A 17149-nucleotide genomic window follows, 5' to 3' on the forward strand; every position below is an offset into this window, starting at 1 on the left:
GGACAGGGCCGAAGGGGCCGAATAGAACTAATGGGGCAAATGCCGCACAGGCGGGTGCCGATGGCATGCGACGCCGAGTGCCTCCCCCAGCCACGGCGGAGACGCACGTCATCTTTGCGTCGACAACCGCCCCAGGAGCGCGAGCAGATGTTGTGAATTGGCTGTTCGGAACGGGACAGGTGTTGCCTGGACAGGGGAGATCGGGAAGGCGGTCGCCGCCATGGTCGGCGACGGCGGCGACCATGGCGGCGCGGAGATCTCGTGTCCCGCCTGCACGGGATCCTGGCGCGGATCGTCCTCGCGGCGGCCGGGGGGTGCGGGATCCGGATCGAACCGGTCAGAGGACGGATCTCATGCACGCGCATCTGGCCCCCACTGCCCGAAGGGCCTTGGGGTCCCCCTCGCCCCAGGTGAAGAGCGGGCCGTACAGTCGCCCAAGCAGGGCCGTTCGGCCCCAGGCCTGGCCAGAATCGGACGCCTAGCGTTTGTGCTCATGGAGAACGACAAGATCGCGCGCCCTGCGCAGCGGCGCGAAGGTGACAGCTGGCCGCTGGCAGCCCGCAGGCTGCTGACCCGCCGCGAGGTCTCGGCCGACGGACGCGCTGTCTTCGGCACCGGCGACCCCGCCTGGGAGAGCTTCTACCGGGACCGCTGGGCGCACGACAAGGTGGTGCGCTCCACCCACGGCGTGAACTGCACGGGGTCGTGTTCGTGGATGGTGTACGTCAAGGACGGCATCATCACCTGGGAGCACCAGGCCACCGACTATCCGTCGATCGGCACCGACTGCCCCGAGTACGAGCCGCGCGGCTGCCCCCGCGGTGCCTCCTTCTCCTGGTACACCTACTCCCCGAGCCGGGTCCGCTACCCGTACGTGCGCGGCGCCCTGCTGAAGCTGTGGCGCGAGGCCCGCGGGCGGCTCGGTGACCCGGTGGCGGCCTGGGCCGAGATCACGGGCGATCCGGCGAAGGCGCGGGCGTACAAGCGGGCTCGCGGCAAGGGCGGCCTGGTGCGTGCCGACTGGGACGAGGTCGCCGAGCTGGTCGCCGCCGCTCATGTGCACACCATCAAGGAGTACGGCCCCGACCGCGTCGCCGGCTTCTCCCCCATCCCGGCCATGTCGATGGCGTCCTTCGCGGCCGGCGCCCGGTTCATGTCGCTGATCGGCGGCACTCTGCTGTCGTTCTACGACTGGTACGCCGACCTGCCGATCGCCTCCCCGCAGGTCTTCGGCGACCAGACCGACGTGCCCGAGGCCGCGGACTGGTGGAACGCGGGCTATCTGATCATGTGGGGCTCGAACATCCCCGTCACCCGCACCCCCGACGCACACTTCCTGACCGAGACCCGCTACAACGGCACCAAGGTCGTCGCGGTCAGCCCCGACTACGCCGACAACGTCAAGCACGCCGACGAGTGGCTCGCCCCGCACCCGGGTACGGACGGCGCGCTGGCGATGGCCATGGGCCATGTGATCCTGCGGGAGTTCCTCGTAGACCGCGAGGTGCCCTACTTCCGGGACTACCTGCGCACGTTCACCGACGCGCCGTTCCTGGTGACCCTGCGCGAGCACGAACACGGTCTCGTCCCGGACGGGTTCCTGACCGCTGCCGACCTCGGGCACGACACGGAGCACGCCGAGTCCAAGACCGTCCTCCTGGACGCGGCCACGGGCGAGCCTGTTGTGCCGAACGGCTCGCTCGGCTTCCGCTGGGCGAAGACCGAGCAGGGCCGCTGGAACCTCGAACTGGGTGGGGCGGAGCCCGAGTTGAGCCTGCTGGACTCGGCCGAGGACCGGGTGCGGGTGGCACTCCCCCGGTTCGACGAGGGGGCCGGCGAGGGTGGCTCGGTGATGGTGCGCGGGGTGCCGGTGCGGCGGATCGGCGGCCGGGTCGTCACCACGGTCTTCGACCTGATGCTGGCCCAGTACGGGGTGGCCCGGCCCGGCCTGCCCGGCGTCTGGCCGCTCGCGTACGACGACGCGTCCCAGCCGTACACCCCCGCCTGGCAGGAGACGATCACCTCGGTGCCGGCCGAGCAGGCGGCCCGGATCGCCCGGGAGTTCGCCCGTAACGCCGAGCGCACCCAGGGCCGTTCGATGATCGCGATGGGCGCGGGCACCAACCACTGGTTCCACTCCGACACCATCTACCGGGCCTTCCTGGCGCTGACCACCATGACCGGCTGCCAGGGCGTCAACGGCGGCGGCTGGGCGCACTACGTCGGCCAGGAGAAGGTCCGTCCACTGACCGGCTTCCAGCACCTGGCGTTCGCCTTCGACTGGCAGCGGCCCACCCGGCACATGGCGGGGACGTCGTACTGGTACCTGAACTCCGACCAGTGGCGGTACGAGGCGTTCGGGCCCGAGGAGCTGGCATCCCCGCTCGGTGAAGGCCGCTTCAAGGGGAAGGCGTTCGCGGACACGCTCGCACAGGCGGTACGGCTCGGCTGGACGCCCGGCCATCCCGGTTTCAACCGCAACCCGCTGGACCTGACCGACGAGGCCGCCGCCGAGGGGCGCCCCATCGCCGAGCACATTGTCGACGAGCTGAAGTCCGGCAGGCTGCGGTTCGCCGCCGAGGATCCCGACGACCCGGCCAACTTCCCCCGCGTGCTGACCGTGTGGCGGGCGAACCTGCTGGGCTCCTCCGGCAAGGGCAACGAGTACTTCCTTCGCCACCTGCTCGGCACGGACGCGGCGGTCCGATCCGCCGAGACCCCGCCCGAGGGACGGCCGAAGGAGGTGGTGTGGCGGGAGGAGGCTCCCGAGGGCAAGCTCGACCTGCTGGTCTGCATGGACTTCCGGATGACCTCCACCGGGCTGCTGGCCGATGTCGTCCTGCCGGCCGCAACCTGGTACGAGAAGGACGACCTGTCCTCGACTGACATGCACCCCTTCGTGCACGCCTTCACCCCGGCCATCGCCCCGCCCTGGCAGGCCCGTACCGACTACGACACCTTCCTGACCATCGCCGACCGCTTCAGCGAGCTGGCCGCCGAGCACCTCGGCACCCGCACCGACGTCCTCGCCGTGCCGCTCACGCACGACACTCCCGACGAGCTCGCCCAGCCGGGCGGGGTGGTACGGGACTGGAAGACGGGCGAGTGCGACCCGGTGCCCGGCCGCACCATGCCGAAGCTCGTCGTCGTCGAACGGGACTACGCCGCGACCGCGCAGAAGATGCGCGCCGTCGGCCCCCTGCTCGACACCCTGGGCACCACCACCAAGGGCATCACCGTCCACCCGGACCAGGAGCTGAACGAACTGCGGCACCGGTGCGGGACCGTCCGGGACGGAATCGCCGCCGGGCGGGCCTCCCTGGCCACTGCCTCCGACATGTGCGAGGCGATCCTCGCCCTGTCCGGCACCACCAACGGCCGCCTGGCCACCGAGGGCTTCCGCGAGATGGAGCGGCAGACCGGCAGCGGGGGCCTGGTGGAACTCGCCGCCGAGCGCGAGGCCGAGCGGATCACCTTCGCCGACACCCGCACCCAGCCTCGCGCGGTCATGACCTCCTACGAGTGGTCGGGCTCGGAGACCGGCGGGCGCCGCTACTCCCCCTTCGTCATCAACGTCGAGCACCGCAAGCCCTGGCACACCCTCACCGGTCGCCAGCACTTCTTCGTCCAGCACGACTGGATGGCCGAACTCGGCGAGCAACTACCCGTCTACCGGCCGCCGTTGAACACCCCCCGGCACTACGGTGACGAGCATCTGCACGAGGAGGGCCGGGCGGAGGTCACGGTCCGCTATCTGACCCCGCACTCGAAGTGGTCGATCCACTCGAACTACCAGGACAACAAGTACATGCTCGACCTGTCCCGCGGCGGCCCGGTGATCTGGATGTCCACCGCCGACGCCGAGAAGATCGGCGTGAAGGACAACGAGTGGATCGAGGCGTACAACCGCAACGGCGTCGTGGCGGCCCGCGCCGTGGTCACCCACCGCATGCCCGAGGGCACCGTGTACATGTACCACGCCCAGGACCGCAATGTGAACGTCCCGAAGACCGAGGTCAGCGGCAAGCGGGGCGGCATCCACAACTCCCTGACGAGGCTGCTGCTCAAGCCCACCCATCTCGCGGGCGGCTACGCGCAGTTCACGTACGCCTTCAACTACTACGGCCCGACCGGCAACCAGCGCGACGAGGTCACCGTCATCCGCCGCCGCAGCCAGCAAGTGGAGTACTGACATGCGAGTGATGGCCCAAGTGGCGATGGTGATGAACCTCGACAAGTGCATCGGCTGCCACACCTGCTCGGTCACCTGCAAGCAGACGTGGACCAACCGAACGGGCGTCGAGTACGCCTGGTTCAACAACGTCGAGACCAAGCCGGGTGTCGGCTACCCCCGCCGTTACGAGGACCAGGAGCAGTGGAAGGGCGGCTGGATGCTCGACAAGCGCGGGCGTCTCGTCCTGCGCTCCGGCGGTCGCGTCAAGCGACTGCTGTCCCTGTTCTCCAATCCCGACCTACCGGGCATAGAGGACTACTACGAGCCGGTGACGTACGACTACGACAACCTCGTCAGCGCCCCCGCCGGCAAGGACATCCCCGTCGCCCGCCCCCGCTCCGTCCTCACCGGCAAGCCCACCGCGATCACCTGGGGCGCCAACTGGGAGGACGGCCTCGGCGGCGCGCCCGAGCACGCGGGCGGCGATCCCAACCTGACCGGGGCCTGGGCGGAGAAGGTCAAGTTCGAGTTCGAGCAGACGTTTCTCTTCCACCTGCCCCGGCTGTGCGAGCACTGCCTCAACCCGGCCTGCGTCTCCGCCTGCCCGTCGGGCGCGATGTACAAGCGCACCGAGGACGGCATCGTCCTGGTCGACCAGAACCGCTGCCGCGGCTGGCGGATGTGCGTGACGGCCTGCCCGTACAAGAAGGTGTACGTGAACCACGCCACCGGCAAGGCCGAGAAGTGCACCTTCTGCTTCCCGCGCATCGAGGCCGGACAGCCCACCGTCTGCTCCGAGACCTGCGTCGGCCGGCTGCGCTACCTCGGCCTGCTGCTCTACGACGCCGACCGCGTCGGCGAGGCCGCCGCCACCCCGGACGAGAAGGACCTGCTGGACGCCCAGCGCGGCGTCTTCCTCGACCCGGCCGACCCCGAAGTGATCGCCGCGGCACGGGAGTCCGGGATCCCCGAGGACTGGCTGGCGGCGGCCCGCCGCTCCCCGGTGTACGACCTGGTGATGCGCTACAAGGTGGCACTCCCGCTGCACCCGGAGTACCGGACGATGCCGATGGTCTGGTACGTGCCGCCCCTCTCCCCCGTCCTCGACGCCGTCGACGCGGCGGGCGGCAACCAGGACGATCCCGACCACGTCTTCGCCGCCGTCACCCGGCTGCGCATCCCGTTGGAGTACCTTGCGGAGCTGTTCACCGCCGGGGACACCGACGTGGTGGCCGGCGTACTGATGAAGCTCACCGCCCTGCGCTCGTACATGCGCGAACGCACGCTCGGCGAGGCCGGGGACGAGACGGTGCTCAAGGCCGTCGGGCTCACCGCCCGCGAGGCGGAGGACATGCACCGACTGCTCGCCGTCGCCAAGTACAAGGACCGGTACGTCGTTCCCGCCGCGCACAAGGAGGACGCGGCCGCGCTGAGCGCCATGGAGAACCGGTGCCCCGTGGAGGCCGGCGGTGAGCCTTCCGAACGCCGGGTCATGCTCGGCATCCCCACCCTGCGCCGCAAGGCGACGGGAGGCCGAGCGTGAGCCCGCTGCCCGCCACCGTTCCCACAATCGTGCGCACCCGCATCCGAGCGACGGTCCGCCGTCCGTCGCGCCTGTCGCCGCAGGAGACCGAGGACCGCGCCCTGCTCCTGCGCCTGCTGTCACTGCTCCTGCAGTATCCGGACTCCGAACTGGCATCGGCTCGCGCTGAGTTGGAGGGCACGGTCCGCGCCCTGAACCCCTCGCCCGCTGCCGAGCACCTGACCCGCTTCGTCGCCTGGTTCACGACCCAGGACCCCGAGGCTCTGGAACGCCACTACGTGGAGGTCTTCGACCTGCGCCGCAAGAGCAGCCTCTACCTCACCTACTACCTGCACGGCGACACCCGCCGCCGCGGCATGGCCCTGCTCACCCTGGCCCGCCGCTACCAGGCCGCGGGCTGGGACATCGACGGCGGCGAACTACCCGACCACCTGCCGGTCGTCCTCGAGTTCGCCGCACTCACCGGCACCGGCGCGGGCGAGGCACCCCTGCGCCAGCACCGCCGCGGACTGGACCTCATCCACCAGGCCCTGAAGGCCGCCGACTCGCCCTACCGACACCTCCTGGCCGCCCTCCTCACCCTCCTGCCACCGCCCACGAAAGCGGACGAGCGGGCCGTCGCGAAGCTGGCCGCCGAGGGCCCGCCGAACGAGGAGGTCGGGCTCGACCCCTACGGCGCCTACGGACACGGAGAGTTCGCGCCGCCCGACGCCTTCGTACCCCCTGTGCCCGCCCCGCCCACCTACCGCACGGAGGAAGGTCTCCGATGAACCCGATCGCGGCCGCCCCCGGCGGCGCCGACCTGCTGCTGTGGGTCGCCTTCCCCTACATCTGCCTCGCCGTGTTCGTCGTCGGGCACGTCTGGCGCTACCGCCAGGACCAGTTCGGCTGGACCTCCCGCACCACCCAGCTCCTCGAACACCGCTGGCTGCGCTGGGGCAGCCCGCTGTTCCACCTGGGTGCCTTCGCCGTGATCGCCGGGCATGTGCTCGGCCTGGCCGTCCCCGCCTCCTGGACCGAGGCAGCCGGGATCAGCGAGCACGTCTACCACACGGGGGCCGTCGCGCTGGGCTCCGTCGCCGGGATCACCATGGTCACCGGCCTGGGCATGCTCTGCGCGCGGCGGGTGCTGACACGGCGGATCCGCCTCACCACCGACCGCAGCGACAAGGTCCTGTTCCCCCTGCTGTCGGCCACCGTACTGCTGGGCTTCAGCGCCACGGCCACCCACAACGTCTTCGGCCCCGGCTACGACTACCGCACCACCGTCTCCGTCTGGTTCCGCGGCGTCTTCACCCTTCACCCGCAGCCCGAGGCGATCGCCGGAGCACCGCTGCTGTTCCAGCTGCACGCCCTGTCCGCCTGCCTGCTCTTCGCGGCCTGGCCGTTCACCCGCCTCGTCCACGTCTGGAGCGCCCCGATCGGCTACCTGGCCCGCCCGTACCTGGTCTACCGACGGCGAGCCACACCGGCCACGCCCCCGACAGCCGTGCACCAGCCCCGGCCGGTCTCCGGCTCCCGACGCGCCGCATGAGCCGCCAGCCCGCGCTCGCACCCGACGCCACGACCACCCGGCCCGCACAGGCCATCGCCGCGAGCCGCCGAACAGGTCTGGTCATGCTGCTGACCGGGATCGTCGGCCGGCTCGCCTCCTTCCAACTCGCCGTGGACGACTGACGGCTACTCCGCGACCTCGCCTACCAGCCGCCGTGCAACATCAGCCCCGTCGTCAGCTGCGGCGGCGTCATGTCGAGCACGCAGGGCGGACTGTTCGACGTTCCCAACATGCTGCTCGGACTGGGTGCCTTCGCCGCCGTGACCGCCCTGGGTATCGCCGCCCGGCAAGGGAACATCACGAACGCCTTGATGAGGCGGGGCTAACCTCACGCCCACGAAGGTCCCGAGCCGGTCGTCACGCAACTGCCCGGCGCTCAGTCGTGCGGGACCACCGCAACCGGTGCAGAGGCGTGCTGCAGCACCGCATGCGTCACCGCTCCGATGTGGGCGCCGACCGGCGCGCGGCGGTTCTTCCGGCCGACGACGACCAGGGCCGCGTCCCGCGAGGCGTGCACGAGGTGTCGCCCCGAGCCGCCGACCACGGCGTGCTCACGCACCTCGACGCCGGGGTACTTGGCCTTCCACGGCCGCAGTACCTCGGTCATCCGGTGCCATACCTGCTCGGACAGTTCGTCGTTGAGCACGAAGTCCATGGCGGCGCCGTAGCCGTAGGCGGTGGGCAGAGTCCAGCCGTGAACCACCCGCAGGCCGGCGGCCTGGCGCTGGGCTGCGTCGAACGCGAACCCGATGACTGCGTCGCCGGTGCTCTCCGGATCCAGGCCCAGCACGACGTCGCGGTACGGGGTGACGGTGGATGGGCTTCCCGAGGCGTCCGGAAGATGTTCGTCCTCGGCGCGCTGAACGGCTCGTACGAGGACGACGGGTCCTGGTGAGCGCGCCACGACGGCAAGGGCGACGGAACCGGCGAGGAATCCGGCGACTCCGCCGATCCCACGGGATCCGAGGACCAGCATGTCGGCGTCCCCGGCTGCGGACAGCAGGGCGGGGACGGCCTGTTCGCCGGCCTGGTGTGTGCTGATGGGCAGGTCGGGGTGGTCCTTCGCGATCCGGGACTGCGCGTCGCGCAGCGTGTAAGCGGCCCACTCACGCTGTGCGTCGATCGCGGCCGGTGCCGACAGACCGATGAACGGCGCGCGCACGTAGGGATGCTGTTCCCAAGCATGCACGAGATGCAGCGACGCATCGCGCTGTTCTGCGGCACGGGCGGCCCAGTAGGCGGCGGCCAGGCTGTGGGGTGAGCCGTCGAGGCCGACGGTGATGGTGGGCATGTACGGACCTCCTTCAGGGATGCCGTGCCAGTCTCCGGGCCATGTACATGGCACAGCAGGGGTCTCTGGGGTCCCCCTCGGGGACCGAACAGCCCACATGCAGGTGTCCGTGAAGCATCTGCGAGGCCGGTGGGCCCTCATGCCGGGACGTTTGGCCCCATCCGGTGCCGACCAGCAAATTTAGGGTGGCCTGAGCAAGCACTGAATGTGCCGGTAGAGAGCGAGGCACGAGCATGGTGACTACAGACCATGGCCAGCCACTGTCCAACGACACACCCGTGCCCGGCGACGGACTCGACGCCTCCCGCATGCCGGGTCACTGGCTCCTCGCCCGCCTGGGCAAGCGGGTCCTGCGCCCCGGAGGTCTTGAGCTGACCCGCTGGATGCTGGAAACGCTGGACATCGGCCCCGACGACCGGGTGGTGGAACTGGCCGCCGGGCTGGGAGCAACCGCACGACTGGCCCTCGCCCGTCACCCGGCCGCCTACACCGCCGTCGACCGGGATCCGGCAGCAGTGACGCGGCTGGGCAGGCTCACGTCCGCCGGGTCGACCGAGATACGCGCCGTACGCGCTGACGCCACCGACACCGGCCTGCCACCCGGCAGCGCCACCGTCGTGTACGGCGAGGCGATGCTGACCATGCAGCCCGAACCGGCCAAGCGCCGCGTCGTCAGGGAGGCGCGCCGACTGCTCACCAACGCCTCGGGCCGGTACGGCATCCACGAACTGTGCCTGCTGCCCGACGACATCGACCGCACACTCGCCGACCAGATCACCGCCGAACTGCGTGACTCCATCCGCGTCGGCGCCCGCCCGCTCACCGCTTCCGGCTGGCGCGACCTGCTCGCGGCAGAGGGCTTCACCATCACCGCGAAGAGGATGACGCCCATGGCACTCCTCGAACCACGCCGGACGGTCGCCGACGAGGGTCTGATCCGAGCCCTGGGGATCGCCGGGCACGCCCTGTGGGACCCGTCGGCCCGACGCCGCCTCCTGCGCATGCGCAGCGTCTTCCGCCGTCACCAGCACCACCTGGGAGCCATCAGCCTGATCGCCGTACCCACCCCGCCCGCACACTGAGGAGGTACCCCATGACCGCAACCGTGATCACCGACCTGGCCGCTGAACTGCCGCTGGCCGAGGGCGGCACACTCAGCCGTGTCCTGTACCGCGACGACCGGATTCGCGTGGTCGGCTTCGCGTTCGCCGCCGGCCAGGAACTCACCGAACACACCTCGGCCCTGCCCGTGGTCATCCAGGTCATCAAGGGCCGCCTCGACCTCGTACTCGGCGAGGAGAAGACCGAGGCGACGCCCGGGAGCTGGATCCACCTGCCCGCCCGGCTGCCGCACACCGTGCGCGCGACCGAACCCACCATCATGCTGCTGACCATGCTGCCTGCCCCCGAACCGTCCGGATCCGGCTCCGGCGCCGACAACTGAGCGGACCGCCTGACTCTCAGGGGCCCGTGAGGGCCTGGAACGGCACGGCTACATCCAGCTGATCAGCAACGCGGTCCGCCATGCCGGCGGAGTGACCGGTTTCGGGCTCAGGGCCGGCCCCGGGAGGGCCCGCAGGCTGTCTCCGGGCGGACAAGTGTGTTGTCGCCGGAACGGCCGGCGAAGTAGTCCTCGACGTTGGCCACGGTGGTCTGGGCGATCTGGCCGACGGCGTCCCTGGTGAAGTACGCCTGGTGGGAGGTGACCAGGACGTTGCTGAAGGTCATCAGCCTCGCGAGGCGCTCGTCGGTCATCACCTCCAGCGACTTGTCCAGGAAGAACACGCCGGCCTCCTCCTCGTACACGTCGAGGCCGACACCGCTCAGCCGTCCCGCGCGCAGTGTCTCGAGCAGGGCGTCGGTGTCGACCAGGCCGCCGCGGCTGGAGTTGACCAGGATCGCGTCGTCCTTCATCAGTGCCAGGGCCTCGGCGTCGACGAGGTGGTGGGTGTCCGGCAGCAGGGGCACGTGCAGGCTGACCAGGTCAGCCTCGGCGAACAGCCGCTCGCGCGGGACGTACTCCATGCCGAGGGCGAGGCACTCGGGATTCTCGGCGACGTCCCAGCCCAGCAGCCGCATGCCGAACCCGTGAGCGATCCTGGCGAACGCGGCCCCGATCTTTCCGGTGCCCACCACGCCGGCCGTACGACCTCGCAGGTCGCGGCCCATCAGCCCGTCGAGCCGGAAGTCGAACTCCCGGGTACGGTGCACTGCCCTGACGATGCGACGGTTGACCGCCAGGGCCAGGGTCCAGGCGAACTCGGCGACCGAGTACGGCGAGTAGTACGAGACCCGGGCCACCGTGAGACCGAGTTCCCGGGCAGTGTCAAGGTCGATGTTGTTGTAACCGGTGGACCGCTGGGCAACCATCCGGGTTCCGCCCTTGGCCAGCGAGCGCAGCACATCGGCGTCCAGAGTGTCGTTGACGCTGCTGAGTACGACCTCGTGGCCCGCGGCGGTCGGGACGGTGTCCCGGTCCAGGAACATTCCAAGACACCGCAACTCATGCCGGGTGGCGAACACGCCGTCGAACGCTTCCCTCAGCAACGGCTCCTCGTCCGCGAGAACGCCGTACGCGACGATCTCCACCTGCTCTCCTCCCGCTGAATTCAAACGATCACCTCTCCACCGTAGGCCGAGCCCGCCGAAGTGACGAGGGCCGATGGGTTCAGGAAGCGGGCCCCATCGTCCCGGGCGCCGGGCCACCTCAGCGTCGGCACTTCTGGCCTTGAGGAAGCCGGGCGCCACGGGCAGCCCCGAGCCGGGTCATTCCGGCCAGGCCGGCTCCCCTCGCTGCCGAGCAGGTCGGTCGTCTCCCGGCTGCCCTCGCGAATGCGTACTCGTACTTGGGTGCGCTCATCCTTGTCGGGCCTGTCACTTGTGAGGGACGACGGCCAGCGGGCAGATGACGTGATGGACTGCGGTATGGGTGACGCGGCCGATGCGCGGAAGCGTTGGCCCTGCGGTCAGGCGACGCCCGACGACCAGGAGGCTCGCCGCGGAGGCGGCCCGTACCAGCGCGGTGGAAGCTTTGCCCTCCACGACGGACTCCAGTACCTCGGTCTCGGGGTACTTCTCGCGCCACATCTGCAGCACGGCCGACAGGAACCCCTGCCATTCCTCAGCCTGCCGGGGATCGTTGACCAGGCCGATGTCGCCGGGGCCGAGGCTGATCGCGGACGGCGGCTGCCAGGCGTACACCACACGCAGCCGGGCGTGCCGCAGCCGGGCCGCCTCGAAGGCGAACTCGATCACCTCGTCGCAAGCGTCGGCGAGGTCGATGCCGAGCACGACGTCGCGGTAGCCCGTCCGGGTGGACCAGCTGCCGTCGTCCGCCGGAAAGTGCTCGTCCTCGGCCTCCTCGCCCGCCCGTACGAGGACGACGGGACGCGTCGCCTTCGCGACCACCCCCAGGGCGACCGAGCCGACCAGAAGTCCGGTGAAGCCGGTCAGACCGCGTGAGCCCAGCACCAGTAGTTCTGCCTGTTCGGCAGCCTTCAGCAAGGCAGCGGTCGCCGGGCCCTCGACCTGCTCGTCGGTGAGGCGCACGCCGGGTGCGGCGCCGCGGACCTGTTCCTCCGCCCGGCGGAGGGCACGGCGCGCGAGGCGGCGCTGCGCGGCGTTCGCGGGCTCGCCGTCCGTCTGGCGGGGGTGCCAGTTCCAGGCGTGCACCAGTCGTAGCGGTACGTCCCGGCGCACCGCCTCGCGGGCGGCCCACTCGGCGGCGGCGAGACTCTCCGGCGATCCGTCAACTCCAGCGATGACCGGCGAAAACATGATGCGCACCTCCTGCGCTGCGGTCTGCTCGATGCTGCCAGCGTCGTGCCACGGCCCTCGTGCGGGTAGGGGCCGCAAGGTCTCCCCCAGGTCCGTTGGGCCCTTCGTCAGTGCCCGATCTTCGAGCGGATGCTGGTGGAGGACGGGATCCTGCTGCGGAAGTACTGGTTCTCGGTGAGCGACACCGAGCAGCAGGAACGGTTCCGGCGCCGGCTGGAGGACCCGCTGCGGCGCTGGAAGCCGTCACCGATGGACCTGGAGTCGATCTCCCGGTGGGAGGCATACACCCGGGCCAAGGACGAGATGATGATCCACGCGGACATCTCGGAGGCACCGTGGTACGTCGTGGAGAGCGACGACAAGCGCCGGGCCCGCCCGAACATGATCGCCCACTTGCTGAGCACCGTGCCCTACCACGACGTGCCGCCGCCGGTGCTGGAGCTTCCGCCGCGGCCCGCGTCGACCGGCTACGAGCGCCCGCCGCGCGACCTGCAGCCCTACGTCCCTGATCACGCGGGGGGCTTCTGAGCCGGTCACCGTGGTCATGCCCGCTGCGGTACGACGGCGACCGGGCAGGCGGAGCGGTGCAGCATCGCGTGGGCGGCGCGGCCGAGCTGGAGGCCGAAGTGGCCCTCGCGCCGCCGGGCTCCGACGACCAGCAGGTCCGCTTCGGCCGAGGCGGCCGACAGCACCTGGCGGGCAGGGCCCTCGACGATGCGCCGGTGCACCTCGACATCGGCCGGGGCGTCCCGCAAGGCCGCTTCCAGCGCCCCAACCGCCCGTTCCTCGTGCAGCCGAGCTGCTTCACCTGACAGCTGGCCGTGACCGATGCTCTCGTGCGCGGGGCAGCGCCAGGCTCGTACGGCGTCCAGAGGCACCCCGCGCAGCCGCGCCTCCTCGAGGGCGAAGTGCACCGCCGCCGCGCTCTCCGAGTTCTCGCCGATGCCGACGGCGATACGGCCGCGTACCCCGGACCGGGCCCGGTTGTCGTGACCGCCGCGCAGCACGATGACGGGGCAGTGCGCATGACCGGCCACCGTCACACTGACGGAGCCGAGGAGCGCCTCGGCCATACCGCTGTGGCCGCGGGAGCCGAGGACGACCGCCGAGGCGGTGCGGCTCTCCCGTACGAGCGCGTACTCCGGCTCCTCGGGCAGTACGTCGGTGGAGATCTTCACGTCGGCCTGCCGGCGTCGCGCCCGCCGCTCGGCGGTCGCGACAACGTCCTCGGCCATCACCTGCTCGGAGGGCTTGCCCAGGCCGTCGGCGAGAGAGACACCTTCGTACCGTTCCCACAGGGAGGCGTACACCAGCCGGAGCGGCACCCCGCGCACGGCGGCCTCGTCGGCCGCCCAGTCGACGGCCCGCAGGCTCGGCTCGGAGCCGTCCACTCCGACGACGATCGGAAGGTCCATCGCGGTCAGCTCCCCACTGCGAGGTCGAAGACGATGCGGGCCTTGACCTGCCCGCGCAGGACGTCGTCGATGGACTCGTTGACGGATGTGAGGGGCCGGGTCTCATAGATGACCCTGGTCCGACCGGCCGCGTGGAGCTGGAAGACCTCGGCGAGGTCCTGCCGGGTGCCCACGATGGAGCCGATCAGCGAGGTGCCGTTCAGCACGGTGTCGAAGATCGGGACACGGACGGTGCCATGGGCGGGCAGGGCCACCATGACCAGCTTGCCGCCGCGTCGCAGCCCGGAATTGACCGCCTCGAACGCGGCGTCGTTCACCGCGAGCGCGATCGCGGCGTGGGCGCCGCCGTGCTGCTTGAGCACCTGGCCGACATCCTGCTTGCGGGCGTCGATGACGAGATCGGCGCCCAACTCCTTGGCGAGTGCGAGCTTGTCGTCGCTGACGTCGATCGCGGCGACGGTGGCACCGGCGATCTTCGCGTACTGCAGGGCGAGGTGGCCGAGGCCGCCGATCCCGGAAATCGCGACAAGCTGGCTGGGTCGGATGTCCGCGACCTTGAGGGCCTTGTAGGTGGTCACGCCGGCGCAGGTCAGCGGGGCGGCGTCGAACGGGGTGATGCCCTCGGGTACCGGCTGGGCGAAGTCGGCCCAGGCCAGCATCTTCTCGGCGTAGCCGCCGTCGCAGCCGTACCCGGTGTTGATCTGCTGCTCGCACAGCGTCTCCCAGCCGGACAGGCAGTGCTCACACCGCCCGCACGTTGTGCCGAGCCAGGGCACGGCGACCCGCTGGCCGATGGCCAGGTGGGTGACGCCGTCGCCGAGCGCCTCGACCAGGCCGACGCCCTCGTGGCCGGGGACGAAGGGCGGACTGGGCTTGACGGGCCAGTCCCCGTGGGCGGCATGGATGTCGGTGTGGCACAGCCCGGACGCCTCGACGCGGATGCGGACCTGGCCGGGGCCGGGCTCGGGGTCGGGGCGCTCCTCGATGACCAGGGGCTCGCCGAAGGCTCGTACGACTGCTGCCTTCATGGTCTTCTCTCTCCTCTGCGGTGGTGCGTCGGTGGTGGGTCAGTCGTGGACGACGACGGTGACGGGGGTGGTGGCGTGGTGCAGGACGGCGTGGGTGACGGTGCCGATGTGGGCGCCCATGGCGGAGCGGCGAATGCGGCGGCCGACGACCATCAGGGTGGCTTCGTGGGAGGCGTCGACCAGGAGGAGCGGGGGGCTGCCGTAGTGGGACTGCTCGACGACCTCGACGTCGGCGTACTTCAGCCGCCAGGGCGCAGCACCTCGGTCAGGGCGGCGGCGTCGCCCTTCGCCATCTCCCGCTCGACCGCGGGCTCCACGGCCATGCCGTAGGCGTCGTGTTCGGGGGTTGTCCGGGGCAGGGTCCGCTGGTCCTTCAACGCGGACCAAGGGACCCGTGCACGGGTCGGCGGGACGGGCCCGGGGCGAGGTCCGTCCCGCCGAGTGCGGTCAGCGCAGCCAGGCGTGGTCGCGGACGACCGGCAGCCGCGCCCACAGCCGGCCCAGGCCCCAGGTGGCGCCCGCGGCCGCGGCCGCCACGGCGATCAGCGCCACCGCGTAGATCACGTGGTAGTCGGCGAACGGATTCGTCGACGTGCTCGGCGACCCGTTCGACAGGTGCTTGGCCGGCGGCCACTCGGCGATCCACATCAGCGCCATCATCGCCGTGCCCGCCACCGCGGCCGGACGCAGCGCCACACCGGTCGTGACGGCCACGCCGATGCCGAGCAGGCCCAGCATGAACAGCCAGTCCGCCCACGTGTCACCGGCCCACGAGTGGAACGTCGACTCCATCGGCCCGGCGGCAACGGAACTGAGGAAGCCCTTCGTCGGCGATCCACCGTCGATCCAGCCCTTGCCGGACGCCGTGGCATAACCGAGGCCGAAGGTCTTGTCCAGGAACGCCCACAGAAAGACGAACCCGGTCAGGATGCGCAGCGACGCCAGGGCGTAAGCCTGCGCGGTGTGCGTGCCGAAACGTGCCAACGCGGCGGACTCGGAGGCGGAGGCGGTCCGGTGCCAACGGAAGGCCGTCGACAGATGGAAGCCCGGGCTCCGGTGAGAGTGCTCGTGCACGGCCATGACGGTGATCCCTTCAGGGATGTATGGGCGTCAGCTTCTTGACCCTCACTCTCGTCAGGTGCGCGACGTTGCGCCGGATGCCGAAGGTCTCCATCCGCGGGGCTGAACGTCCCTGTCTGCGGGACCGGTTGGGTGGCAGTCGACAAGTCCGCTGATGAGACGCCGAGTCGAGAGCCGCCGCTCGACCGCCTCGAGTGCCGCCCGGCGCCGCCTGTGCCCCGGCGGGCGGCGGCTGTCGGTCGATGCCAGAAGCCGGGCGGTGTCGTGCAGTGCGCCCGCCAGGAGCATCAGTTGAAGCACTGCGGCTATGGCAACCATGGCAACGCTCCAGAGGATACGGATTCAGCTACTGCACCCTGTTCAGCCGGCCATGAGGTCCGGGCGGATCAGTGTGCCCGCCCGGCCGTGCACGATCTCGAACGCCGCATCGAGGGCGCCGATCGCGGCCAGGCCGCCGACGCGTTCGACGAACCGGGCGGCGGCCTCGGCCTTGGGGCCCATCGAACCGTCCGGGTAGCCGCCGCGTCGCAGTTCCTCGGGGGTGGCGTCGAACAGCGGTCGCTGGTGCGGTGTGCCGTAGCCCTCGTACACGTTGGGCACGTCGGTGAGGATCAGCAGGAAGTCGGCCTTGAGGTCCTCGGCGAGGAGGGCCGCGGTGAGGTCCTTGTCGATGACGGCGTCGACGCCGGTCAGTGCCCCGGTGTCCCGGTCGGCGGTGACGGGCACTCCTCCCCCGCCGCCGCAGATCACCAGCGTGCCGCCGTTCAGCAGGTCATGGATGGTGTCGGTCTCCACGACCCGCTCCGGCGCGGGTGAGGGGACCACCCGGCGCCAGCCGGTGGTGTCCCGGGCGATGTGCCAGCGACGCTTGCGGGCGAGCGTCTGGGCAACCTCCTTCGGGTAGACCTGGCCGACGAACTTGGTGGGCCGTGCGAAGGCCGGGTCGTCGGCCCGGACGAGCGTGTGGGTCACCAGGGCGGCGATCCGGTGGCCGGGCATCGCGTCGTGCAGGGCGCAGGCGAGCAGGGAGCCGATCATGCCCTGGGTCTGGGCGCCGAGCAGGTGGAGCGGGTAGGGGGCGCTGAGCGCGGGATCGGACTCGCTCTCCACGGCGAGCAGGCCGATCTGGGGGCCGTTGCCGTGGGTGATGACCAGCTCGTGTTCGTGGGCGAGGGCGGCCAGGGCCTCGGCGACCCGGTCGATGTTGGCCTGCTGGACGGCGGCGTCGGGGCGTTCGCCGCGGTGCAGCAGGGCGTTGCCGCCGAGGGCTACGACGATGCGCATGG

The 17149-nt window shown here is 70.8% G+C and carries 16 protein-coding genes and 2 pseudogenes; 9 read left to right on the plus strand and 9 right to left on the minus strand.

The genetic code is table 11. The annotated features are described in order from the left end of the window. Positions 1-493 precede the first annotated feature (493 nt). The 6 genes and pseudogenes from K7G59_RS00780 to K7G59_RS00805 form a co-directional block, all read left to right on the plus strand. Positions 494-4192 (plus strand): nitrate reductase subunit alpha, encoded by a 3699-nt coding sequence (locus K7G59_RS00780; protein WP_225829800.1) that lies wholly within the window; start codon positions 494-496, stop codon positions 4190-4192. Position 4193: 1 nt separating this feature from the next. Further along, positions 4194-5717 (plus strand): nitrate reductase subunit beta, encoded by a 1524-nt coding sequence (gene narH, locus K7G59_RS00785; RefSeq protein ID WP_225829801.1) that lies wholly within the window; start codon positions 4194-4196, stop codon positions 5715-5717. Continuing rightward, positions 5714-6487 carry a nitrate reductase molybdenum cofactor assembly chaperone gene (gene narJ / locus K7G59_RS00790; RefSeq protein WP_225829802.1) on the plus strand — a complete coding sequence of 258 codons (774 nt, stop codon included), beginning with the start codon at positions 5714-5716 and terminating at the stop codon, positions 6485-6487. Before narH ends, narJ begins: the two co-directional genes overlap by 4 nt. Next, complete coding sequence (gene narI / locus K7G59_RS00795) at positions 6484-7251, plus strand: respiratory nitrate reductase subunit gamma (protein ID WP_225829803.1); 768 nt, start codon at positions 6484-6486, stop codon at positions 7249-7251. Before narJ ends, narI begins: the two co-directional genes overlap by 4 nt. Then, the gene (locus K7G59_RS00800) at positions 7248-7394 is read left to right on the plus strand and encodes a hypothetical protein (RefSeq protein ID WP_225829804.1); all 147 of its coding nucleotides are present in this window, start codon (positions 7248-7250) and stop codon (positions 7392-7394) included. Before narI ends, K7G59_RS00800 begins: the two co-directional genes overlap by 4 nt. Positions 7395-7415: 21 nt before the next feature. After that, positions 7416-7598, plus strand: a pseudogene (locus tag K7G59_RS00805) (vitamin K epoxide reductase family protein); the annotation flags it as partial. A gap of 50 nt (positions 7599-7648) precedes the next feature. On the opposite strand, the gene K7G59_RS00810 reads toward K7G59_RS00805, so the two are convergent. Next, positions 7649-8563 (minus strand): universal stress protein, encoded by a 915-nt coding sequence (locus K7G59_RS00810; protein ID WP_225829805.1) that lies wholly within the window; start codon positions 8561-8563, stop codon positions 7649-7651. A gap of 233 nt (positions 8564-8796) precedes the next feature. On the opposite strand from K7G59_RS00810, the gene K7G59_RS00815 reads away from it, so the two are divergent. Beyond that, positions 8797-9645 (plus strand): class I SAM-dependent methyltransferase, encoded by an 849-nt coding sequence (locus K7G59_RS00815; protein ID WP_225829806.1) that lies wholly within the window; start codon positions 8797-8799, stop codon positions 9643-9645. A gap of 11 nt (positions 9646-9656) precedes the next feature. After that, the gene (locus K7G59_RS00820; RefSeq protein WP_225829807.1) at positions 9657-10007 is read left to right on the plus strand and encodes a cupin domain-containing protein; all 351 of its coding nucleotides are present in this window, start codon (positions 9657-9659) and stop codon (positions 10005-10007) included. Between the two features lie 107 nt (positions 10008-10114). Here K7G59_RS00820 and K7G59_RS00825 read toward each other — a convergent pair whose 3' ends face one another. Both K7G59_RS00825 and K7G59_RS00830 read right to left on the minus strand, forming a co-directional pair. Further along, complete coding sequence (locus K7G59_RS00825; protein ID WP_225829808.1) at positions 10115-11152, minus strand: 2-hydroxyacid dehydrogenase; 1038 nt, start codon at positions 11150-11152, stop codon at positions 10115-10117. A gap of 285 nt (positions 11153-11437) precedes the next feature. Then, on the minus strand, positions 11438-12340 hold the full coding sequence (locus K7G59_RS00830; RefSeq protein WP_225829809.1) for a universal stress protein: 903 nt from the start codon (positions 12338-12340) through the stop codon (positions 11438-11440). Positions 12341-12427: 87 nt separating this feature from the next. Here K7G59_RS00830 and K7G59_RS00835 point away from each other — a divergent pair. Then, a pseudogene (locus K7G59_RS00835) lies at positions 12428-12868 on the plus strand (polyphosphate kinase 2 family protein); the annotation flags it as partial. A gap of 14 nt (positions 12869-12882) precedes the next feature. On the opposite strand, the gene K7G59_RS00840 reads toward K7G59_RS00835, so the two are convergent. From K7G59_RS00840 to K7G59_RS00865, 6 genes are all read right to left on the minus strand, one after another. After that, positions 12883-13755 (minus strand): universal stress protein, encoded by an 873-nt coding sequence (locus tag K7G59_RS00840; protein ID WP_225829810.1) that lies wholly within the window; start codon positions 13753-13755, stop codon positions 12883-12885. 5 nt (positions 13756-13760) lie between these two features. Beyond that, entirely contained in the window at positions 13761-14783 is a 1023-nt protein-coding gene (locus K7G59_RS00845; RefSeq protein WP_225829811.1) for a zinc-dependent alcohol dehydrogenase, read from the minus strand. Positions 14784-14822: 39 nt separating this feature from the next. Beyond that, positions 14823-15026 (minus strand): universal stress protein, encoded by a 204-nt coding sequence (locus K7G59_RS00850; protein ID WP_374114183.1) that lies wholly within the window; start codon positions 15024-15026, stop codon positions 14823-14825. After that, the gene (locus K7G59_RS00855; protein ID WP_225830270.1) at positions 15023-15160 is read right to left on the minus strand and encodes a hypothetical protein; all 138 of its coding nucleotides are present in this window, start codon (positions 15158-15160) and stop codon (positions 15023-15025) included. Before K7G59_RS00855 ends, K7G59_RS00850 begins: the two co-directional genes overlap by 4 nt. Before the next feature lie 70 nt (positions 15161-15230). Then, positions 15231-15863 (minus strand): hypothetical protein, encoded by a 633-nt coding sequence (locus K7G59_RS00860; RefSeq protein ID WP_225829812.1) that lies wholly within the window; start codon positions 15861-15863, stop codon positions 15231-15233. A gap of 360 nt (positions 15864-16223) precedes the next feature. Then, on the minus strand, positions 16224-17147 hold the full coding sequence (locus K7G59_RS00865) for a carbamate kinase (RefSeq protein ID WP_225829813.1): 924 nt from the start codon (positions 17145-17147) through the stop codon (positions 16224-16226). Positions 17148-17149 lie beyond the last annotated feature (2 nt).

This window comes from Streptomyces sp. NK08204, from assembly GCF_020400585.1.
Classification (GTDB): domain Bacteria; phylum Actinomycetota; class Actinomycetes; order Streptomycetales; family Streptomycetaceae; genus Streptomyces.